Here is a 22392-nt window from a genome sequence, read left to right on the forward strand (position 1 = left end):
TATCTATCATTTCTTAAACCACTCCCCTGAACGGATACAATTAAATACATTTTTAACATTTTTATAGAAAACTATTAGTATAGATTTGTATGCTGCCCTCATGGCTATTTTAAAATGTTTAATATTCCTTTTCATTATTTCTTGTACACATCTACCTAACAAGCAACATCCTGTTAATATAGATAATTATAAGCACGGTTATTCGTTGCAACAATATAATACCCCTTTGAAGAATAACGATCCAGCAATACCAGAAATGATACCTTTACCGGTAGAGTTTCCCGATCTTACAACCAGTAATCAGTTTCTTTCGATTAATGTTGATGAAAAAGTACCAGTAAAGGATTTACTGATTGAGATAGGAAAACTTTCTGACGTTAACTTAGACATAGATCCCAAAATATCAGGTAATATTACTTTAAAACTAAAAGATAAGAACATAAACGAAGTAATTCAGAATATAGCCAACAGCGCCAAATTGCGTTACTCAATGAATAATGGTGTAATTAGAATTGAACAAGATTTGCCATATGCACAAAATTATTACGTAGACTTCATCAATATTCAACACTCTGCGCAAAGAAATTTTATCATTGGTAACAATATTACCGACAGCGATGTTGATAGAAACTATATGAAGTCTCAATATAGTAGTGATTTATGGAATTCATTAGAAAAAGGCTTAAATGCAATAATGGATGTTAACGGAGTAGATGATGGTGAGTTTCTTTCATCCAACAGAGAAGCTGGTGTCATTATTCTAAATGCTAGAAAAGATATTCACAAAGCTGTTGAAGAATATATTAATAAAGTTAAGAAATTGGCGTCTTCTCAAGTAATGATCGAGGCCAAAATAGTTGAAGTTTTATTAGACGATAAATACCTTTCCGGTATCAACTTAAATGATTTGCATAATGAAACCAAATCTATAACAAATCAAGGTAACTCCATTATTGACCTAGCAATTAACTCTGGTGTGAGTGATTTAGGAGATTTAGTAAAAAATTTAGGCAAATTTGGCACTTCAACCGTAATTTCAAGTCCTAGAGTACATGCTATAAATAATCAGCAAGCAATGATTTCATTTACTAAAAATCATATCTATTTTACTTCCGATATACAGAAAAATACCAAAAATTCTAATCATGTCTTAATTACCAAGATGAATAGCACTCCAATAGGTGTGGTGTTAATAATCCACCCAAGCATTAATATTGATACTAATGAAATATTCATGGATATACACCCAATCTTATCAAGAATTAACGATTACACTAAAGACCCAAATATAGAATATGTCGCACAGCAGAATAAAATGAAATTAAATAGTGACATTCCAATTATTGAAACCAGAGAAATGCACTCTACGTTAAAAATTAAGAGCGGCGAAGTTATGGTAATTGGTGGGCTTATAGAGCATAGAAAAGATAACCAAAACTTATTGCATCAAAAGTCAAAGAAACTGGCTAAGACAGTAGAAACCGTCATCTTCCTGAAAGCAACAATCGTACCAACACTTGGTTTATTAGATATAAAAGATAAGAATTTATATATATATTAAACGTATCCGTTCAGGCAATGGCATCAACTTAAGGAAAGATGTTGGGGTTGCTATTATGATAAGAAGAGAGTATCAGAATGATAATTAAGACAACTTAATCATAAATCTGTTGCGGTAAATTTAAGTTACTTTAGTCATATATTAAAGTTTTTAAACAGGTCTTAGTTTACTTACTTTATTGTTTTCTTTATTATCAAATATTGCTTTAAATAATATGGAGGAGCACATTGTCAGCAATTGCCGTTATTGATTTTGGTTCACAGTTTACACAGCTTATTGCAAGACAAATCAGGGAAATGGGCGTTTACTGTGAAATATTTCCAAGCAATATCGATTTCGAAACAGTATCAAAATTCAATGGATTTATTTTTTCTGGAGGACCGCAATCTGTAAATGACAATTGCTCTGAAGTAAGTGAAGTAGCACATAAAATTATAAAACTTAACGAAACAATAAACACTCCTATACTTGGAATATGTTATGGACAGCAACTCATTTGTCATTATTTCGGAGCAAAGGTAAGAAAAGGATTCAATCAGGAATTTGGCAAAACTAAAATCAAGATACTAAAAGAATCTCCAATTATAAAGGATACTTGGGACGTTAATTCGGAAGTCGATGTGCTGATGAATCATGCAGACAGTGTCGAAACTATACCGCAAGGATTTACTGTTATTGCCTCAGGTGTAATAAATCAAACAATCGCAATAATTGCCAACGAAAAGCGGAAGATTTACTGTACTCAGTTCCATCCTGAAGTTAAGCCTACGACAAATGGTAGTAAACTTCTCTCTAATTTCATAGATATTGCAAACTGTGAGAGAGATTGGACAATGAAGTCATTCATTGAAAAACAGAAGGAAAAAATTAAAAACTTAGTAGGGGAGAAAAAAGTAATTGCTGCAGTAAGTGGGGGAGTTGATTCAAGTGTTGCAGCAGTTCTCACCCATAAAGCTATAGGAAAACAATTAAACTGTATTTTTATCGATACTGGGTTATTGCGTAAGAGCCAGACCACTGCTATGTTAAAAGAAATTCCAATAAATTACGTTGATAAATCAAACTTGTTTTTAAGTAGGTTAAAGGGAATAACTGATCCGGAAGAAAAGCGAAAAATTATTGGCAATACTTTTATCGAAGTGTTTGAAGAAGAGGCGAAAAAAATAGGTGATGTGGATTTTTTAATGCAAGGCACCATTTACTCTGATGTAGTTGAATCAGGGCACGCTTCAGGAAACACTAGTACAATTAAATCTCATCACAATGTTGGTGGGTTGCCAGAAAAAATGAATCTGAAACTAGTAGAACCTTTACGCTATCTCTTTAAAGATGAAGTAAGGCTGCTTGGCAAAGAAATTGGGCTTTCAGATGAGATAATATTTCAACATCCATTTCCTGGACCTGGACTTGCAGTGAGGATCATAGGTGAGGTTGATGAAGAAAAGGTACGAATATTGCAAGAAGTAGATGAAATATATATCAACACAATGAAAAATTATGATCTGTATGATAAAATATGGCAGGCCTTTGCTGTACTGTTACCAGTAAAAACTGTGGGAGTTATGGGAGATAATCGTACATACGGATATGTTTGCGCTTTAAGGGCTGTGACTTCATCTGATGGCATGACAGCTGATGCATTTCCATTTGAAAATAAAGATCAACATTCGTTAGTATTTTGGAGGTTTTTGCAAGACGTCAGCAGTATAATTGTTAACAAAATTTCCGGAGTAAATCGAGTTGTGTATGACTTAACTTCCAAGCCACCAGCAACTATTGAGTGGGAGTAGCAATAATTTCATTCCAGTTTCAGCTACTCGAATCACACCAAAGAGGCTGCTTGCATAACTCAAATTCCAAGGAAAACTATTTAATATCATTCCAGCGCGTAACGCTGGAATCCAGGAAAAAAAAAGAACCAGTATCAGCTACTCGGATGATATCAAAATGTTCGTACAGATATTCGTCACAAACCGGAATAAAAATTAGACTTTTGCTTTGTACAAAATAATTTCAAGACCGCATTGTCTTTATTTTGCTTATAGCTTCCACAAGCAGTGCAAATATAAATGAAGAATATAAATATGCTTTTGGTAGCTCTATGTGAAGTCCTTCAAGTATTAGATATATACCGATGAGTAAAATGAATAGAATGGCAATTACTTTTAAGCTTGGGCTGGATTTTATTAACTGAGCAGTATAACTTGATAAAAATAGCATTGCTAATATGGAAAATATAAATGCTATAGCAATGATTATCATATCATGAGTTAATGCTATAGCAGTTAATATTGAATCAACAGAAAAAACTAAATCTATTAATATAATTTGTAACACAACTAAAAAAAATTGTGATTTAACGTTTGCCTTTGTTTTGTTCTCCTTATGTACAAAAATTTCGCTCCATAACTCCATAGAACTTTTAACAATAAGGAATAACCCTCCTGCAATCATAAGCAAATCTTTTACTGAAATATCTAGTGATACAGAGTGAAATATAGGCTCTTGCATTGATAATATATGTGATGTAAAAAACAGTATTACAAAACGCATCAATAGCGCCAAGCCAAAACCTATCAGGCGGGCTCTTTCTCTCAGCAGATTTGGCACCTTATCTATTGCTAGAGAAATAAAGATTAAATTGTCTATACCAAGTATAGTTTCAAGTAGCATAAGTATCAATAAAGTCCAAGCATCAGCTAGCATTTTCACTCCAAAGTCAGATTTTGTACTTTACAATAGATGTGTAAAAATTAAGTGACTTCGACTAGGTAATTAAAAAATCAGCCTTACCCGGAAAAGGAAGAGGAAAAGGGCATTTTTATAATAAAAGTACTTTTTTAAGAAGAATAATAGAATTAAAAATCTAACTCTCTTTACGAAAATTTCAAATAGATTATAAAATAGTTGTACCATGAAAATATATGCCTTCTTTGTAGACTAAGATCTTTCTTTAAATTAAGATAAATACACGATAAAAGGAACATATGATAAAAGAATCATTAGCAAAAACTGGTATAGTGAAAGTTGAAGATAAGAAAGCACCAAAGGGCTTTTTTAAAATATTAGGTGAAGTAGCAGATGCTGTAAGGTCATGGGTTGGCAATATTGGCCCTGATTTAAGTAGTAGTCGCGATATCGATAGCTTAGTCTTGAAGATGAACGAGTGCTTAAACCCAAAGGGAGGGGAGGTTTCAGCACGTAAGAACACCGTATCTCTTGGTAATCTATACTTGAGTTTATCAGAAAAAGGTAAAATAAAATTTTTACAAACCCTGGCAGAAAAATTTAATCCGGATAAAACGAAAATAGATGAAGAAATAAAAATATATAAGAAAAATCAAGATTCTGAGTCGAGCTATAAGTTTGAACAGGACTTAATAAAAGTCCTTGAATCACCACGCTCTAAAATATTGAAGCAGTTTATCTCCTTACCGGAGGGTCTTAAGTTTATTGTTGATATGCGTTCTGATGTACTCAAGCTAAAGAGCGAATATCAAAGTCTAAGTTCACTAGAAAACGAATTAAAAAGTATACTCTGTACTTTGGTTGATGTTGATCTACTTGATCTTCATCAAATCACTTGGGATTCATCTGCATCATTGCTAGAAAAACTTATAAAATATGAAGCTGTGCATGAAATTTCTTCTTGGGGTGATTTAAAAAACAGGTTAGATTCTGACCGTCTCTGTTTTGCTTTCTTTCATTATAAAATACCAGAGGAGCCTCTAATTTTTGTAGAGGTTGCATTGATGAACAAAATTGCAGATAGCATTCAACACGTTTTGGACGAGTCAGTTCCTTCAAGTGACCCAAGCAGTTCAAGTACTGCTATATTCTATTCAATATCAAACACTCAAACTGGTTTATCTGGAATTAGCCTCGGTAACTTTTTAATAAAGAGAGTCGTAGAAAAACTATCGCAGGAATTTAAAAGCGTAAAAGTTTATGCAACTCTTTCTCCAGTTCCTGGATTTACAAAATGGCTAAAAAATCAAGACGTAGCTTTATTAGGTAAGCTTAATATAAAACAATCAGGTACAGAAATTTTAGAAAGCATAAAAACTAACATTGAATGCGAAAAACAGTCCCTACTGAAACTTTGTGCACATTATTTGCTAAAGGTTAAAAGCAGTGTTGGGGGTGCTTATGATCCGGTAGCACACTTTCATTTAAGCAATGGTGCATCAATCAAACAAATCAACTGGATGGCCGATACTTCTGAAAAAGGCATTAGTCAGTCAGCCGGAATAATGGTGAATTATCTGTATGAGCTGCCTAAAATAGATAACAATCATGAGAATTATATGATTAATAAAGTGATTTCTCATTCAAAAAGAGTATCAGCTATGTTGAAAACTTCCTAATGCTTATGTATATGGTATCAGATAGTTTTATGAGGTGAAATATATGGTTTTAGAAAAACTTCAAGGCATCATAAAAAAACTAGGTCAGTCAATATAGAGCAAGTCGATAGTAAAGTTGCCTGTATCTGATAATTTAGTTAATGATATTAGAGAAAGTCTGGAGTTAATTAAAAATGGTCATAGTCAAAAAGAAGAAATAACAAAAGAGCTTCAGTCTATCTACCAATTGCTTGCAAAGGAATGTGATATTATTGAAGAGGATTATTTGGATAGCTTGAAATACTCTTCAGCTAATAATGAGCCTTTAAGTGACAAGTATAGTGTTGAAGTAGCTTATAAGAATTTAAATATAGTGGTAGAAGCTTTAAGGCTACTTGTTAGTGATAACAAAGATATAGACAAAACACGTGATCGAGCTATATTACTCCAGAAAAAAATGAAAGAAGCGCTGGAAAAAATGCAACAACAAAAAAGCCAAAAAGAACTCTTTGAATTGGAAAAGAAATCTAAAGAAGAGTTTAGCAAGTACATAAATGGTACTATTGATGGAGTATCAATTGAAAAATATAAAGATCTTGATTTTTTTATGCAAAAATCACGCTAAAAAATGACAACAAAAGCACAGATGTTAAAATAAGCGAATTTTTAAATAGTGATTTTTGTAAAAAAAATAATATTGCTGGTTTTCTTATTCTAAATAGCAATCAAGAAAAAACTATCTATGGCTTTGTAGATAACGAGAGAAGGAGGTGTTATAATTTAGGTACCACAGCTCAATATGGAATGAAGTTTAACTGGTATGTGGATGGAAAGGAGCGTAGTATTACGTTAGGTGCTAATAGCGATGGCAGCATTAGAGTAATAGGCGATAGACCAGCTGATAAAGATTTAGAAGAAAATAAAGATATAAAAATTCAAGTTGGTGATAACCTCCTAAGCCTTGCTGAGGCAGTAAAAACATGTAGACAGCCAAGTAGTACAATGAATCAATCAGTTTCTAGTGAGCAGTTTGTTCAACAACAGATACAATAATGTGCTATTTTTTCGATGTAAATAATTGCTCTTACAATACTTAAAATGTAAAATAGATCTACTTAAATAAGTAGATCTATGAACAATATAAGAAATTTTGCAATAATAGCACACATAGACCACGGTAAATCAACACTTGCTGATCGTTTAATAGAAGAATGCAATGGTCTTGAAGCAAGAGAGATGACCAATCAAATACTTGATTCAATGGATATAGAGCGTGAACGTGGAATCACAATCAAAGCACAAACCGTAAGGCTCAATTATACTGCAAATGATAGTAATCAATATTGCCTCAATCTAATGGATACACCAGGTCATGTTGACTTTTCATATGAAGTCAGCCGAAGCTTAGCCGCATGTGAAGGCGCACTTTTGGTAGTAGATAGCAGCCAAGGAGTTGAAGCTCAGACTCTGGCAAATGTCTACAAGGCAATTGACAATAATCATGAGATAATAGTTGTGCTTAATAAAGTCGATCTTCCTGCTGCAGATCCAGAAAGGATAAAGCTTCAGATTGAAGAGGTAATCGGAATTGATGCAACTGAATCAATTTTGATATCAGCAAAAACTGGTCTTGGGGTAAAGGATGTACTTGAAGCTATAGTGACAAAACTTCCCGCTCCTCAAGGTGATACAAATGCTCCACTGCAAGCAATTTTAGTTGATAGTTGGTATGATCCTTACCTAGGAGTAGTAATTTTAGTGCGAGTTAAAAATGGAGTACTAAAAAAAGGCATGAGAATCGTTATGATGTCTAATAATGCTACATATCAGGTCGATAATATCGGTATTTTCACTCCTAAAAAAGTTATGACTGGTGAACTTTCAGCAGGTGAAGTTGGTTTTATAACTGCTTCAATGAAAGAAGTAGCAGACTGCAAAGTAGGAGACACTATTACTGAAGAGAAAAGGCCGTGCAGCAAGGCATTACCTGGCTTTAAAGCAGTACATCCTGTAGTATTTTGCAGTATTTTTCCCAATAACACAGATAATTTTAAATATTTAAGGGAAGCACTAGAAAAATTACATTTAAATGATGCTAGTTTTACATTTGATGCTGAAACGTCAAATGCGCTAGGTTATGGATTTCGTTGCGGTTTCTTAGGAATGCTACATCTTGAAGTCATTCAAGAAAGACTCGAAAGAGAATTTGATTTAGATCTAACAGCAACTGCACCGAGTGTTATATATAAAGTTGCAACACAAAATGGTAAAGTTTTAAATATCCATAACCCAAGCGATATGCCAGACCCTACAAAAATTGAAATAGTGGAAGAACCGTGGATCACTGCAACTATAATGGTACCTGATCAATATTTAGGAGAGATTCTATCTCTGTGTGAAGAGAGGAGAGGAGAACAGCAGGATTTATCTTATGTTGGTAATACGACAACAGCACTACTGAAGTATAAATTACCGCTGTCTGAGGTTGTTTTTGATTTTTACGATAGACTAAAATCAATTTCCAAGGGATATGCAAGTTTAGATTGGGAAATATCCGATTATCAGGAAAGTCAGATAGATAAATTAAGTTTTTTAGTTAATGGAGAACCTGTGGATGCATTAGCCTGCATTGTTCATAAAAGCAGGGCAGAAAAAAGAGGCCGTGAAATATGTGCACGTTTGAAAGACTTGATACCACGTCAGCAATATAAAATCGCGATTCAAGCGGCATTGGGCAGTAAAATTATTGCTAGAGAAACGATTAATCCATATAAAAAGGATGTAACAGCTAAACTCTATGGTGGAGACGTCACACGAAAGATGAAGCTGCTTGAAAAACAGAAGAAAGGTAAGAAAAGATTACATTCTGTGGGAAACGTAAACATTCCACAGAATGCTTTTATTGAGGCTTTGAAAATAAATGATTAATGTATGTCCAAAAACATAATTTTCAAGAATTAAGTAATATTTTGCTCAATAAGTTCACTGATATTGATATGGGTAAATTTAAAATAGATACATCTTAAATCAACACTATACAAGATGCCATGCAATGATGTTATTTCAGTGTTTAACACTGGAATAATAGAGAGCAGCTCAAGAGTTCTACTCAATCAGTAAAAACAGATAATGTAGACATTGGCTAAAACCACTAATAACATTTTAGTGAAACTTAACAAGTTTATCTATAGTTTTAGTGATGATTCTTGGAGTATTGGAAGAAACTTCCGAACCCAGCTTATTTAACCGCTCTATAGCAAACTCGCTGTTCTCATTTATTATGAAATCACATAAAATATTTTCTATATCTTTAATAACACTTTCATGCTTTCTCAGAGGATGGTTATTCGGATATCTATGAATGGTTTTGATGCTAGAATACTCAACGAAAGCTTGATCTTTAAAAGCAAGTTGTCTCAATTTCTCTTTGAATTTTTCTTCTTCATCTCCTGCTAAAAGGCAAGATTTTATCAGTGATTTTGTAATTGAGTTTATAGCCTGATGTATTTCAGAATGCACTATAACTTTGATGATATTTTCTTCCACTATGCAATCATAAGTGCTTTTTTCGCTCTTTAATGACTCTATAAGCATTTTGCTATTTTGCGAATTCAATTCCAGATTCTCTTCACTTATAGGAGTCATTATAAAGGTATTCTTGTTTACTCTGATGTGAAATTGTGGCAATCCTTTAGAACAGGCAAATGCTACATCCTTAGACTCAAGTACGTGATTGTATGAAGAAGAAAGGGTGCTTGCTATAACGCTGCTTGGTACTTTCATTCCATGCTTACTTAGGTGATTTAACACATTCTCAACATCATGATATGTAAAACCTGTATCTTTTATCAGTTCAACGACTTCTACGCAATTACGTTGTTTATACTCTATTTTTACTTCTTCTGTAAAAAGTGTTTTAGCTGCTATATGTTTATCAAGGACTGTGAAAATCTTGATGAAATTCTCTAAATCTTGTTTGTTAATTAATTCAACACTAATTAAGTTGTTACTAATAATTATAATATTTTTTATCATTTTTTCCCACTAAAAAAACTCACTAGATGAATTGTATTTTTAATTCATTAAAAATTATTTAAAGTGGGTATGCCAGCAACGGTAAGGCAAAAAAATCACATAAAATCATCATGTGATATAACACATCCCTCATGTTCATTACTGCTGTTTGTGTAAGCTGTTGCATCAATGCTATCTTCATTATTATTTAACATATTATCCAACTTTCCTTCTCTTTCAAGATCCATCAATTTGTCACATCCAGCAATGTGATGTACATAATCACCATTTTCATCAGCAATAAAAATTTGTGGAACTGTTCTAACGTTATATTTTGACTTTATGCTGTTAAACAAATCTGAGCTTTGGAGTACATCAATTTCTTCGTATTTCACACCTTTTTCATCCAATAACTCTTTTGCTTTTTTGCAGAATGGGCAGTACTGCTTCACATATATTACAACCTTCCCTTTAGTATTTTTCACGATTTATCTCCGTAGTTTATAAAATATAACTATTATATATAAGAAATATGTATAAAACATCAAATTGTATGAAAATTATTTACGACTGTGAGCAAAGGATAGAAGATAATGTAGCACTAACTTTCGGAAATTTCGATGGCGTTCATTTAGGACATAAATTTACGATTTCTACTCTAAAGAAGATAGCACAGGAAAAAGGATTACCTTCCGCAGTTTTAACCTTTGAACCCCATCCATCAACTGTCCTATCTGACAGAAAAAATTTTAGATTGATAGATCAAGAACAAAAAAAGGAACTAATCGGCAACCATGGTATAGATTACTTATATGTTGTTGATTTCAATAAAGGTTTTGCTCAAGTAAGCTGTGATGACTTTATTAGTAAGATTTTGGTAGAGAAATATGGCGCTAAACACATAGCTGTTGGAGAAAATTGTACTTTTGGTCATAAACGATTAGGTAATATATCAACTTTAGAGAAATATTCGGAAACGTATGGATATTCTTTAACTAAATTAGAGCTATTGATAATCGATGGAAAAATCTGCTCTTCTTCTTCAATCAGAGAATGTTTACAAAAAGGCGAAATAGAAGTTGCTAATAAATTGCTTGGTAGGCCTTATCAAGTTTCTGGTATTGTAACAAAAGATGCATGTAGAGGTAGAGAGATAGGATTTCCAACCATAAACATTCCGATAGAAGATTATATGATAAAACCTAAGTTTGGTACATATTACGCTAAAGTGGCATTTCCTGAAAGTAGTACAAGTTGGCTATATGGAGTAGTCAATATTGGTATGAGACCTACGTTTAAAGATTTAAAAAAACCTATAGTAGAAATGCACATATTTGACTTTAATGAAAATGTATACAATTTTAAGGTTGATATACAACTTTTAAAATTTATTAGGCCAGAAAAAAAATTCCATAGTATTAACGAGTTAACAAAACAGATAGATTGTGATATACTAAAGGCTTACCAGTTAAAGATAAATTTATGAAAAGGATATGTTTAATTATTATATTAATTATAGTATTATTCGATCAAGCAAGTAAATTGTATATAAACTCATTGATTGATGAGGGGGAGTCAATCGAGATTACTAGTTTTATGAAATTAGTTGAAGTTTGGAATTCAGGAATTAGCTTTGGAATGTGTAGTGCTCTGCCGCATGGCAGCTTCTTTTTTTCGGCGTGTTCAATATTAATAATTGGTATACTTGCATACTTGATATATAAATCTAATGATAAGTCAATTTACCTTGGTTTTTCTCTGATGATTGGTGGAGCGATCGGGAACGTAATTGACAGAATCTATTGGGGAGCTGTATATGATTTCATATATTTTCACATCAATAATTGGTATTGGCCGGCCTTTAATTTAGCTGATCTATTTATAGTTTGTGGAATGTGTATATTGTTATATAAGTGGTATATATATGATAGGTCTATCTCTAAGCAAAATGAGGAATAAAATAATGCTTCGTAAATTCTTTAGTTTTTTTATATTACTTGTATTTTTTTTCATTCATCCGATTTTTTTGAAGGCTGAAATCGTAGCACACAATGTAAAATATACTAAACTCAGTAACGGATTGGATGTTTATGTGGTACCCAATCACCGAATTCCAGCTGTTTTTCATGCAGTAATATATAAAGTTGGGGGAATGGATGATCCAATTGGCAAAGCAGGATTGGCTCACTACTTTGAACACTTGATGTTTGAAACTACAGGAAAATTTAAAAACATAGAATCTACTTTGGGTAGTATTGGGGCCCAGTTTAATGCATTTACTACTAAAGAATATACCTGCTACTATGAATTAGTTCTCAAAAAAGATTTACCACTAGCAATGGAAATTGAAGCAGATAGAATGAGCAACTTTGATGTCACTCAAGACAAAATAGATAGAGAAAAAAACATCGTATTAGAAGAAAGGAAGATGAGGTTCGATAATAATCCTGAAGTTTTACTATGGGAGGAAATGGAAAGTGCATTCTACCGTAATGGTTATGGCAGGTCTGTTATTGGTTGGGAGAGCGACATTAAAACTTACAATCAGGATGACATAACGAGGTTTCACGATAACTATTATCATCCAAGCAATGCAATACTGCTTGTTGTTGGTGATGTGGAATTTGATGAAGTGGTGAAATTAGCAGAAAAAAAATATGGAGAAATTAAAGCTAAGCCTGTAATTAGGCATTATCCAAACCAAGATCCAGTACATAATGCAGATTTGTCAGTAACTTTAGAAAGCACTGAAGTAAAGGAACCAGTTTTATACTTTCGCTACCGTGTTCCTTTGTTCGAACATATAAGTGAAACTTTTCCTATTGATTTGGCAATTGATGTTTTGGGGAATGGCAAGTCTAGTAAGCTATATAAAGATTTAGTTCTAGATAAGAATGTAGCAGTAGAAGTGTTTGCTTATTATAATAGCTTAGCTTTTAGTAATGGTTACATTGAGATTCGGGTAACTCCAAAAAGCGGGGTAGATTTGGATGCTGTTGCAAGAGAGTTAGAAAATTCTATTAATCACTTTACCTCTAAAGAAATAACAAGTGAAGAGTTGCAAAGCACAAAGTCTAAATACAAAGCAGCACAGTTTGATAATCTATCTGATTTAACTAGTGTAGCAATGTTTTATATACCACGTCTAGCACTAGGTATCCCACTTGATGAAATAGACATTTCATATAGCAAAATTAATGATGTCAATCTGAAAGATGTAAATCACAAAATTCGTACTATTTTTTCTACTAATAAATTAGTCGGTCGTTTGCTACCAAAAGGGGGTAATAATGAAGATAAGTAAATTTGTATTTCTATTTTTTTTCTGTCTATGCTTTAATTTGCAAGCAAGCAGTCACCTAAATATAGAGGAAGTTACTACTAATAAAGGATTTAAGTTTTTATTCGTTGAAAACTGCGATCTACCAAAAGTTTCACTCAATATATCATTCAAAGATGCAGGTTGCGTGTATGAAAGTGCAGAAAAGCAGGGGCTTGCTTGGTTTACTTCCCTTGTAATTCAAGAAGGAGCAGGAAAAAATGATGCCAAAGATTTTGTAAAAAAGCTTGAGGATAAAGGAATTAGTTTAAATTTTATTGCTGGTTTAGAAGCATTTAGGGTTTCATTAAATACTTTATCTGAGAATCTAGAGGATGCAATTTCACTACTGAGTGATGCTATAATGCGTCCTAAAGTTGATCCTGAAGGATTGAATAGAGTTTTTGAAAAAGCCAAAGTAAGCTTTAATAATTTTGAAAAAGATCCTTATTTTATTGCTGCAAAAGAGTTGGATACTTTGTTGTTCAAAAAACATCCTTACTCAAGGGATCCATATGGAACTCTAGACACTATAATGAGCATTACTAGAGACGATGTTTTAACATACATAAAGCGTAGTTTTACTAAGGATAATATCGTTATTAGTATTGTTGGTTGTGCAACAAAAGAAGAAGTTAGTACGCTCCTCGATAAATATTTATCTAAGTTACCATCAAAAAGATCAAAAGTTAGGAAGATATCTGTAAAAAATGAATTTAGGCCTGCAGAAAGTAAGAGCGTTTTTATGGATATACCACAGAGTGTAATACTTTTTGCTCAAAAAGGCATAGCATATGAAGACCCTAATTATTATAATGCTAGCGTCTTAATTAACGCGCTTGGTGGTATGGGGCTGAATTCAATATTAATGAAGGAATTGAGACAAAATCTAGGTATTACTTATGGTATTAGTGCAAGTAATATTACAAATAAACATGGGAATATTATATCTGGATTTATAAGTACTGATAGTTCTACTGCTGGCAAAGCTATATCAGCAGTAAAAGATACATTTAGCAGAATAAAAAAGGAAGGAATTGACGAACAATTATTCAAGGATGCAAAAACCAGTTTAGTAAATGACCTTACCTTCTCTTTTCTATCCAATAATGCGAATACAGCAACGTTGTTGGATAGTATGCAGATAAATGATCGTGATGTTAATCATATAAATAATTATGCAAATATCATTAATGATGTTCAATTGGAAAAAGTAAACAAGCTGGCAAGTTCTTTACTGAATCCTGAAAATTTATTTTTTGTTGAAGTTGGAAGAAACGCTCAAGGTCAATAGTTAATACCTTCTGCTATTGATCTTACTGCTTTTACATAACACTTATGCTCTTCAGCTAGAATGCGCTCTGAGAGACTGTGAACATCATCATTTGGTAACACTGGAACAGTAGCTTGAGCGATTATGGCTCCAGCATCAATTTCAGGAGTAACATAATGCACAGTACATCCTGTAATTTTTACACCCGCTTTCAGAGCTTGCTCCTGAGCATTTAGGCCCTTAAATGACGGAAGTAAAGAGGGATGAATATTTATAACTTTGTTATGCCATTTATTCAGGAAATTTGCCTTTATAATTCTCATAAACCCTGCAAGGCAAATTAAATCAACCTTATGTTGAACAAGTATTTCATGAATTTTATCAGTATCAAGTGGCTTATCTTCAACAACAAACGCTGAAACTCCTGCTTGCTTTGCTATTTTAAGGCCTCCAGCTTCACTATTATTTGTGATAACACACACAGTTTCAGCAGGGAAATTCTGATCTTGACATGCTTCTATTAAAGCCTGCATGTTTGATCCTCTACCTGAAATTAGTATTCCGAGTTTTATCTTTTTCATTTTAGTGCAGCCGTAAGAATGGATATTAATAAAATAGCTCAAAAGGAAAGTTTATTTTAGAATAAATACTATTGTGTAGCAATATTTTACACTGATGGATAATATGGAATTAAAGAAATCATTCAGTTTGAAGTAACTTTAACATTTAATTTTAGGAATATTATACAATTTATGGTAAATAAATGCATGTTTTTATGGCTGCGTTATTATTTATTTAACAAAGTATTAGTATAATTTACTACACTGAATTAAATGGAGAAAATTCAATGAACAAATTACCAAGCAATGCAAAAACAAGCAAGTCTCAGGTTACTCAGTGGGAGGTAATAAAAAATTGTGAATATTCTGATAATTGTTTATCAAAAGTAGTAACTTTATACGTTATTAAAATGGCAGAATTATCAGATATTTATACGAGTAATGAACCTGAAATTAATACTATACTTACAAGAATAAGCATAACAAGTGAAAATGCATTTTTAAATAAGGTTGTTGATATTGAAATTATGGAGGGCATTTTTCCGTACAAATTCAACAGCAAGAAGAAAAATAACATATCAAGGCTAGAAGATTTGTACAATTATTTATGTTCTACTGTTATTGATAGCCTTCCAAAAGAAATGCTTGAAAGCCTAAGAAGAGAATACAGAGACGCTGTTAACTTATTTAAAGCGATTACTTAACTAGGTGTAGCATTTTTAAGACTTTACCTTCTATTTCAGAAATGCCACTTTCAAGATCTTTATCTATCAAACATATGGTAGATAAATATGTTTTCTGCTTCTTTTCAACATTGATAGTTAAAGTTCCAGGAGTAATCGTAACCGAGTTAGCAAATAATGCAATGGTCTTATCATTATGTCCTATGCATTCTCTTACAATAACAATTGGCTCAACTGTAGATTTGAATCGTAGCACCTTTTTTGTTACATAAATACTTGAAAAAATAATTTGGTAAATTAGCCAAGGTATATAACTTATAAGCTGATAAAGTGACAGCCTACCACTATCATTTAGAATTTGACTAAGGGCACTTTCAGCATCAATTAACCTTTTAAAGATAATCAATGTGAACACAGAAGAAAATGCTCCACAGAGAATAAAAAAAGGCTCAAAATAACCAGACAATGTAATCCATAGAGAAGACAAAATCACAAATGATAGAGAAAAAAACTTAATATTTTGCCTGACTTTCATGATTTGGAGTATAACTTAAATGATTTTTTAGGAAAATAAAAAGTTCTTGATTTTTGTGTCAAAGAACATAATAACCAAGTTATTTTAATAAGTAGTGGAGATTATGACGCTTGATGATTTTCTAAAAATGCTTGAAGAAATAAATGATACTTCAGGTTTAAACAAGAACAACATAGTTGAACGAATAAAAATAAAATTAGAAAGAATTGATTTACGGAGGTGGAAAGATAGTGAATTTAATATCAATCATATATTCACTACACATAGTGATCTAGATCCTGTAGAAACTACATTGTTGCATTTTAGAACCTGTACATGATCTCAAGAAAGGAATAAACTAAGAGATAATGTATATAAGTTAGGATATATGAGGAGTGTATACCCAAGTGATATAAGTCGGGAAAGATTTGAGATTATATTACCAGATCTAGAATCCTGTAGAAAAAAAACAAAACCAAGAAAACTGGATTTATATGAGTTATTTTGCGGTGTACTTTATGTGCTAAAAAGTGGCTGTCAGTGGCGAATGCTACCAAAAGAGTTTCCAAAATGGCGCAATTGTTACGATTACTTCAAGAGATGGAGTAAAAAACCGAATGAAGATAGAGAAAGTGTTCTAGAAATTGTCTTAAAAAAAATTAGTTGGAGAGGTTCGTTTCAACAGTGGTCGGAATACAAAAACAAGCTTCTGCATCATTGATGCTCAAAGTGTAAAAAACACCGATATTGCTGAAGAAAAAGGTTATGATGCCGGCAAGAAAATTTCAGGAATAAAGCGTCATATTGCAGTAGATACGCAAGGTTTGCCACATGCAATTTATATTACTACAGCTAATATCGGAGATCGTACTGCTGCTGTAGAGATGATTTGTAACGCAAGAAAAAATCTTTCCGAAGTTCAAAATATACTAGTTGATGCAGGTTATACAGGAGAAAATTTTGCAACTCAAATAAAAACGACTATTGGTGCAACCGTTGAAGTAATAAAACGAAGTGAATTACATACCTTTGTTGTATTGCCAAAAAGGTGGGTTGTAGAGCGTTCTTTTGCTTGGCTGGAAAAGTGTAGACGGTTATGGAAAAATTGCGAGCGTAAACTCAATACTAGACTACAAATGGTCGTTCTAGCTTTTACTGCCTTGCTCCTCAAAAGATTATGAACAGGCTCTTACTGCTAAGAGTGGCTATGAGAACATAGCAATAGCTCTAATTGAATATGGAGCATATGTTGATGCATGGGACAGCGATGGATGCACTCCTTTACATTTTGCTGCTGAATGGAACCACAAAGGCATATTAGATATTTTAATTGAAAGTGGAGCAAATGTTAATGCGTGGGACAATGATGTATGTACACCTTTACATCTTGCTGCCGAAGGTGGGAATGAAAGTGTAGTAAGAGCTCTAATTGCATGTGGAGCAGATGTTAACGCGCAGAACAATGATGGACACACTCCTCTACATTTTGCTACTAAGAGTGGCTATGAGAACATAGTAATAGCTCTAATTGAACACGGAGCATATGTCGATGCGTGGGATAATTATAGAAGCACTCCCTTGCATTTTGCTGCTGAAAGTGATAATGAAAACATAGTAAGAACTCTGATTGAACATGGAGCATGTGTTAATGTGTGGGATAGTTGTGGACGCACTCCTTTGCATTTTGCTAGCGATCATGAAAGTATAAGAGATATTTTAATTGAAAGTGGGGCATATGTTAGTAAACAGAACAATAATAGATATGCTCCTTTACACTTTGCTATTGAATGGGGCTGCAAAGATGTGATAAGTTCTTTGTCAGGTAATGCTAGTTCTAGGGCTGAAATGGCAGTAGGAAGAGTGGAACAAATTACACTTGCAGGAAGATTGGAGCTTTTTTAACCAAACTTGCATTTATTGAGATAATTGTTTTGTTATGAATTAAACCAAAAGTTCTGTAATATATTGAAGCTTAAAGATATCTTTAGATATGGAAGTTATTGCAGAAAATAGAAAAGCAAGGTTTGAATACTTTATCTTAGAAGAATTTGAAGCAGGTATGATCCTCTTAAGTAGTGAAGTGAAATCACTAAGGGAAAGAAAAGCAAACATTTCTGATGCTTACGTTACTGAAAAAAAAGGTGAAATATGGCTAAACAATATGCATATTGCAGAGTATAAAGCTGCAAACCAAAAGAATCACAAGCCAAAAAGAGAACGTAAATTGCTTTTGCATAAAAAAGAGATAAATAAGCTAATTGGTCAAATCAAAACCTCTGGAATAACTGTTGTGCCACTTTCTATCTATTTTAATGATAAAGGGTTGGCAAAAACTAAAATTGCTATTGTTAAAGGAAAAAAACTCTACGATAAGAGAGCGACCATAAAGCAGAGAGAGTGGGACCGTGAGAAAAGTAGATTGTCTAAGAATAATTTGTAGTAAAATATGTCTTTAAGTCCAATTATTTTTAGCATCGGTCCTGTTTCTATATATTGGTACTCTTTAGCATATGTTTTGGGTATAGTTTTTGCATATTGGTATTTACATAAGCTAGACAATCAAAAAATATTTACTAAGAATTTTTACGATTCGTTATTAACAGCCGTTATTATAGGCATTATCCTTGGAGGTAGGCTTGGCTACGTATTGATATATGATCCGGTTCTCTATATAAGCAATCCTATCGAGATACTAAAGACCTGGGAAGGAGGGATGTCATTTCATGGCGGTGCTATAGGAGTTTTGCTTGCAGTAATAATCTCCTGTAGAAGACATAACATTCCTATATTTTACACACTGGATCTAATTTCTTGTGGAGTTCCGATAGGTTTACTTCTAGGCCGCATAGGTAATTTTATAAATGGAGAGTTATTTGGCAGGGTTACAACTATGCCGTGGGGTATGGTATTTCCAGAAAGTGGTGATAATTTATTGCGCCATCCAAGCCAACTTTATGAGGCATTTTTTGAAGGAGCGCTACTTTTTGTAGTTGCAAATTCACTGTTTTTCTTGACTAGAGTGAAACTGTATTACGGTTCAACAACTGGTATTGCAGTTATGTGGTATGGAATAGCACGTTTTGTGGTTGAATTTTTCCGCGAGCCAGACTATCAAATTGGCTATTTATGGTTCAATTTAACTATGGGACAATTTCTTTCTATACCTATGATTTTGCTGGGAATGCTTATATATTTAGGTGCGTTGAACTTAAGATTTAATACGAAATCTGTTCAATAGAGAAAAGGTAAGTTTAATCGAAAAATATAGTGGAAGTTTATTCATTCCATGCTATGTACAATTATGTGAATTTTTTGTCTTGCAGAGAATAAATGTAAGACCAGCAAACCTTTTTTGGATAGCTATGAGACAAACTTAGCAGCTACTGATCCCACTAGAATAGTCTTGATTGAGAACCTACTCTATTAAAACATATTTTTAAACTTTTGCCAAAATCCTGGTTTATTATCATTAACCTTTGTAAAGGCTATGTTTAAACTGTACTTCGGATCGTTTGGCACATCATATCTAATATTCAGTATTGAAACTTCGTTTTTATTATGAACAGAAACATCGTCATATGATAACTTCGTCGTGTAGCACTTTATATGCTTTTGCTTATCATATACTATATCACCTGATTTCCCTTCTAGTTCTACAAATTTAGTTTTTTTCTGACATTCTTTTATTTTTATTAGATCCTTGTCTAGTGATATTGAAACCGGTAGTGTATTACCAGCATACTCTTTAGCTAAAAGCTCACTTTGAGGATACATTTTTATTTCCCTTCCAAAATGTGAGTCTATAAAATTATTGCTCCAAAATTTGTCTCCAGAATGTACATATTCGTCAGTAGCATACGGTACACCACCATAATTGCATTGAACTTTGTAATCTCCAACACCATTATTTTGAAAAAAATCATGAATGGCAGCGTAACTATCAGCAGCATCATTTATGCAATCCATTACCTACCCCTTAAAACCTTTTAATTTATTATATCACAAGAAATTAAATCTATCAATAAAAAGACTTTTTTTGATATCAAGTATCTAGGGAGCATATTGATAGGATTGTGACATTCGTATTTCCCAGTTCTTCACATACTGCTGGACTAATTCAGGATAATTTTCAATAATTAATAAATTTTCAGCGTTTCCCTTTTCAGCTGTCTTACTGAGGTTAAACGATCCTGTGATGACTTTTTGATTATCAACAATTATTACCTTATTATGAGCAATTTTTGGCTTATTATCGATCCAAATCGGTATTCCATTTGAAAACAATTCGCTTATGACACTATATTTTGAATGGAGTTGTGATTTATCTAAGACGACTTTAACATCAACACCACGCTCTTTGGCGTTAATCAAAGATTTTGCAACTGTTCCAAGAGTAAATGTATATTCTTGAACTAAGATAGATTCTTTAGATTGGTCTATCTCGCTGATTATCGGTACAGCACAGTCTTCTTCAGGTGAGAAGCAAACTGTTGCTTTTGGGCAAGGCGAGAATGTAGGACCCACATAGTAATACAGAGAAAAACATGCCGACAAAAATAAAAGATATAAAAGCCTCACAAACCACACCTAAATACACGGCGGTAGTCTACATCATATCTCAATCATCTGTCAACCCATATTCCTTCCACTTCTCTGTAACTTTCTTTATTATTTCCTCGCTCATTTCAATTTTTCTTCCCCATTCTCGTTTGGTTTCAGGTGGAAGTTTGTTTGTTGCATCAAACCCTATTTTACCTCCGAGACCGCTTTCAGGGGAAGCAAAATCTAAATAATCAATTGGGGCATTCTCTATCGTAATTGTATCACGCACAGGGTCCATTCTTGTTGACATTGCCCACATTACCTCTTTCCAATCACGTATATTTATATCATAATCAACAACTATAATAAATTTCGTGTATAAGAACTGTTTGAGAAAAGATAGTGTGCCCATAACAATTCTTTTTGCATGCCCTGGATAAGCCTTTTTTATCGACACTACCGCTATTCTATATGAACAACCTTCTGGGGGCAGATAAAAATCTACTATCTCCGGAAACTGATTGATGAGAATCGGCACAAAAATTTCGTTGAGTGCTTCACCAAGAATTGATGGTTCATCTGGTGGCTTGCCAGTGAAAGTGCTGAGATAAATTGGATCTTTGCGCATTGTAATTGCAGTAATGTTAAACTCAGGAAACTGTTCAACAGCATTATAGTAACCGGTATGGTCTCCGTATGGCCCTTCATCTCTATACTTATCTAAACTTACATATCCTTCCAAAACAATTTCTGCATGAGCTGGAACCTGAAGAGGAATAGTTTTACAATTTACAAGCTCAAGTGGTTTTTTTCGCAGCAGCCCGGCAAATTGGTATTCTGATAAAGTCTCCGGCACCGGAGTTACTGCAGCAATAATCGTTGCAGGATCGCTACCAATCACAGCAGCCGCAGGAAACTTCATATTTTGCCCCCTCTCCTTCCACCGTTTATGGTGACCTGCACCACCACGATGTGCAAGCCAGCGCATGAGAGTCGTTTTTTTATTCACAACCTGCATACGATATATTCCAAGATTGAAATTATCTTGCTTGTCTGCTGTTGGTCCTTTTGTTACCACAAGTGGCCAAGTGATAAGCGGTGCAGGCTCGTTTGGCCAGCATGTCTGAATAGGTAGCAAACTAAGATCCACCTTATCCCCAGTTAGCACCACCTCTTGACATGGGGCTTTGCTCACAACTTTGCTCCGCATCGACAATACAACTTTTAGTAGAGGAAACATTTTCACAGCATCTTTGAAGGTTTTTGGCGGCTCAGGTGATCGCAAAAATGCTAGAAGTTTACCCAGATCCCTTAATTCATCAGAATTTATACCAAGTCCGAATGCAATTCTCTCAATAGTACCAAATAAATTCACTAAAACGGGAATTGAATTTTTGCCATTTTCTGTGACAACATTTTCAAAGATGATAGCTGGTCCCTTGTTTGACAAAACCCTACGATGAATTTCTGTCATTTCAAGAATAGTTGAAACTTCTTTTTTAATTCTAATTAGACCTTTTTTTTCTTCTAATGCTCTGATGAAGTCGCGTAAGTTATTGTACATATTTTAAAAATTTTAA

Annotated in this window: 24 protein-coding genes; 16 read left to right on the forward strand and 8 right to left on the reverse strand. The window is 33.4% G+C overall.

Annotation, left to right across the window (positions count from 1 at the left end; translation table 11 throughout):
• Positions 1-100: 100 nt before the first annotated feature.
• A complete protein-coding gene (locus tag ABWU62_RS02705; RefSeq protein WP_353287441.1) occupies positions 101-1561 on the forward strand; it encodes a type II secretion system protein GspD in 1461 nt (486 codons plus the stop codon).
• Between the two features lie 227 nt (positions 1562-1788).
• Positions 1789-3351 (forward strand): glutamine-hydrolyzing GMP synthase, encoded by a 1563-nt coding sequence (gene guaA / locus ABWU62_RS02710; RefSeq protein ID WP_353287442.1) that lies wholly within the window; start codon positions 1789-1791, stop codon positions 3349-3351.
• Between the two features lie 223 nt (positions 3352-3574).
• Here the strand turns inward: guaA and ABWU62_RS02715 are convergent, their stop codons facing one another.
• Positions 3575-4267, reverse strand: coding sequence for a TerC family protein (locus ABWU62_RS02715; RefSeq protein ID WP_353287443.1), 693 nt, complete (start codon positions 4265-4267; stop codon positions 3575-3577).
• Between the two features lie 281 nt (positions 4268-4548).
• On the opposite strand from ABWU62_RS02715, the gene ABWU62_RS02720 reads away from it, so the two are divergent.
• The 4 genes from ABWU62_RS02720 to lepA all read left to right on the forward strand — a co-directional run bounded on the left by ABWU62_RS02720 (position 4549) and on the right by lepA (position 8835).
• Positions 4549-5928: a malonyl-CoA decarboxylase gene (locus tag ABWU62_RS02720; protein WP_353287444.1), complete on the forward strand. Its 1380-nt coding sequence runs from the start codon at positions 4549-4551 to the stop codon at positions 5926-5928.
• Positions 5929-6043: 115 nt separating this feature from the next.
• The gene (locus ABWU62_RS02725; RefSeq protein WP_353287445.1) at positions 6044-6532 is read left to right on the forward strand and encodes a hypothetical protein; all 489 of its coding nucleotides are present in this window, start codon (positions 6044-6046) and stop codon (positions 6530-6532) included.
• 197 nt (positions 6533-6729) lie between these two features.
• A complete protein-coding gene (locus ABWU62_RS02730) occupies positions 6730-6960 on the forward strand; it encodes a hypothetical protein (protein WP_353287446.1) in 231 nt (76 codons plus the stop codon).
• A gap of 78 nt (positions 6961-7038) precedes the next feature.
• Complete coding sequence (gene lepA / locus ABWU62_RS02735; RefSeq protein WP_353287447.1) at positions 7039-8835, forward strand: translation elongation factor 4; 1797 nt, start codon at positions 7039-7041, stop codon at positions 8833-8835.
• Positions 8836-9069: 234 nt separating this feature from the next.
• On the opposite strand, the gene ABWU62_RS02740 is transcribed toward lepA, so the two are convergent.
• On the reverse strand, positions 9070-9942 hold the full coding sequence (locus tag ABWU62_RS02740; protein ID WP_353287448.1) for a hypothetical protein: 873 nt from the start codon (positions 9940-9942) through the stop codon (positions 9070-9072).
• A gap of 95 nt (positions 9943-10037) precedes the next feature.
• Positions 10038-10406, reverse strand: coding sequence for a glutaredoxin (locus ABWU62_RS02745; RefSeq protein WP_353287449.1), 369 nt, complete (start codon positions 10404-10406; stop codon positions 10038-10040).
• Positions 10407-10474: 68 nt separating this feature from the next.
• On the opposite strand from ABWU62_RS02745, the gene ribF reads away from it, so the two are divergent.
• Genes ribF through ABWU62_RS02765 form a run of 4 tightly spaced genes read left to right on the forward strand, consistent with a single transcriptional unit; the run spans position 10475 to position 14534 of the window.
• Complete coding sequence (gene ribF / locus ABWU62_RS02750; protein ID WP_353287450.1) at positions 10475-11407, forward strand: riboflavin biosynthesis protein RibF; 933 nt, start codon at positions 10475-10477, stop codon at positions 11405-11407.
• Positions 11404-11880: a signal peptidase II gene (gene lspA / locus ABWU62_RS02755; protein WP_353287451.1), complete on the forward strand. Its 477-nt coding sequence runs from the start codon at positions 11404-11406 to the stop codon at positions 11878-11880. The genes ribF and lspA overlap by 4 nt, the downstream gene beginning before the upstream one ends.
• 4 nt (positions 11881-11884) lie before the next feature.
• Entirely contained in the window at positions 11885-13225 is a 1341-nt protein-coding gene (locus ABWU62_RS02760; RefSeq protein WP_353287452.1) for a M16 family metallopeptidase, read from the forward strand.
• Positions 13212-14534 (forward strand): M16 family metallopeptidase, encoded by a 1323-nt coding sequence (locus ABWU62_RS02765; RefSeq protein ID WP_353287453.1) that lies wholly within the window; start codon positions 13212-13214, stop codon positions 14532-14534. Before ABWU62_RS02760 ends, ABWU62_RS02765 begins: the two co-directional genes overlap by 14 nt.
• On the opposite strand, the gene purN is transcribed toward ABWU62_RS02765, so the two are convergent.
• Complete coding sequence (gene purN, locus ABWU62_RS02770) at positions 14528-15094, reverse strand: phosphoribosylglycinamide formyltransferase (RefSeq protein WP_010402201.1); 567 nt, start codon at positions 15092-15094, stop codon at positions 14528-14530. The genes ABWU62_RS02765 and purN overlap by 7 nt on opposite strands.
• Positions 15095-15360: 266 nt before the next feature.
• Between purN and ABWU62_RS02775 the strand changes: the two genes are divergently transcribed.
• The gene (locus ABWU62_RS02775; protein WP_007301944.1) at positions 15361-15777 is read left to right on the forward strand and encodes a hypothetical protein; all 417 of its coding nucleotides are present in this window, start codon (positions 15361-15363) and stop codon (positions 15775-15777) included.
• Here ABWU62_RS02775 and ABWU62_RS02780 read toward each other — a convergent pair.
• Positions 15770-16291 (reverse strand): Na+/H+ antiporter subunit E, encoded by a 522-nt coding sequence (locus ABWU62_RS02780; RefSeq protein ID WP_353287454.1) that lies wholly within the window; start codon positions 16289-16291, stop codon positions 15770-15772. The genes ABWU62_RS02775 and ABWU62_RS02780 overlap by 8 nt on opposite strands.
• Positions 16292-16385: 94 nt before the next feature.
• Here ABWU62_RS02780 and ABWU62_RS02785 point away from each other — a divergent pair, with 94 nt between their 5' ends.
• The 5 genes from ABWU62_RS02785 to lgt all read left to right on the forward strand — a co-directional run bounded on the left by ABWU62_RS02785 (position 16386) and on the right by lgt (position 19508).
• The gene (locus tag ABWU62_RS02785) at positions 16386-16610 is read left to right on the forward strand and encodes a hypothetical protein (RefSeq protein ID WP_353287455.1); all 225 of its coding nucleotides are present in this window, start codon (positions 16386-16388) and stop codon (positions 16608-16610) included.
• 48 nt (positions 16611-16658) lie between these two features.
• Positions 16659-17451, forward strand: a protein-coding gene (locus tag ABWU62_RS02790; protein ID WP_353287093.1) for an IS5 family transposase whose coding sequence is annotated in 2 segments (ribosomal slippage) — positions 16659-16922 and positions 16924-17451 — 792 coding nt in all. Because the reading frame shifts where the segments join, the coding sequence is not laid out codon by codon here.
• Positions 17426-18172 carry an ankyrin repeat domain-containing protein gene (locus ABWU62_RS02795; RefSeq protein ID WP_353288149.1) on the forward strand — a complete coding sequence of 249 codons (747 nt, stop codon included), beginning with the start codon at positions 17426-17428 and terminating at the stop codon, positions 18170-18172. The genes ABWU62_RS02790 and ABWU62_RS02795 overlap by 26 nt, the downstream gene beginning before the upstream one ends.
• A gap of 88 nt (positions 18173-18260) precedes the next feature.
• The gene (gene smpB, locus ABWU62_RS02800) at positions 18261-18710 is read left to right on the forward strand and encodes an SsrA-binding protein SmpB (RefSeq protein WP_015587785.1); all 450 of its coding nucleotides are present in this window, start codon (positions 18261-18263) and stop codon (positions 18708-18710) included.
• 6 nt (positions 18711-18716) lie between these two features.
• Entirely contained in the window at positions 18717-19508 is a 792-nt protein-coding gene (gene lgt / locus ABWU62_RS02805; protein ID WP_353287456.1) for a prolipoprotein diacylglyceryl transferase, read from the forward strand.
• 185 nt (positions 19509-19693) lie between these two features.
• Here lgt and ABWU62_RS02810 read toward each other — a convergent pair whose 3' ends face one another.
• The 3 genes from ABWU62_RS02810 to ABWU62_RS02820 form a co-directional block, all read right to left on the reverse strand.
• Positions 19694-20236, reverse strand: a complete 543-nt coding sequence (locus ABWU62_RS02810; protein ID WP_353287457.1) for a hypothetical protein — start codon at positions 20234-20236, stop codon at positions 19694-19696.
• A gap of 84 nt (positions 20237-20320) precedes the next feature.
• The gene (locus ABWU62_RS02815) at positions 20321-20848 is read right to left on the reverse strand and encodes a phospholipase D family protein (RefSeq protein ID WP_007301949.1); all 528 of its coding nucleotides are present in this window, start codon (positions 20846-20848) and stop codon (positions 20321-20323) included.
• Between the two features lie 40 nt (positions 20849-20888).
• The gene (locus tag ABWU62_RS02820) at positions 20889-22376 is read right to left on the reverse strand and encodes a UbiD family decarboxylase (RefSeq protein ID WP_353287458.1); all 1488 of its coding nucleotides are present in this window, start codon (positions 22374-22376) and stop codon (positions 20889-20891) included.
• Between the last annotated feature and the right edge of the window lie 16 nt (positions 22377-22392).

It is taken from the genome of Wolbachia endosymbiont (group B) of Gerris lacustris, assembly GCF_964028355.1.
Lineage (GTDB): Bacteria > Pseudomonadota > Alphaproteobacteria > Rickettsiales > Anaplasmataceae > Wolbachia.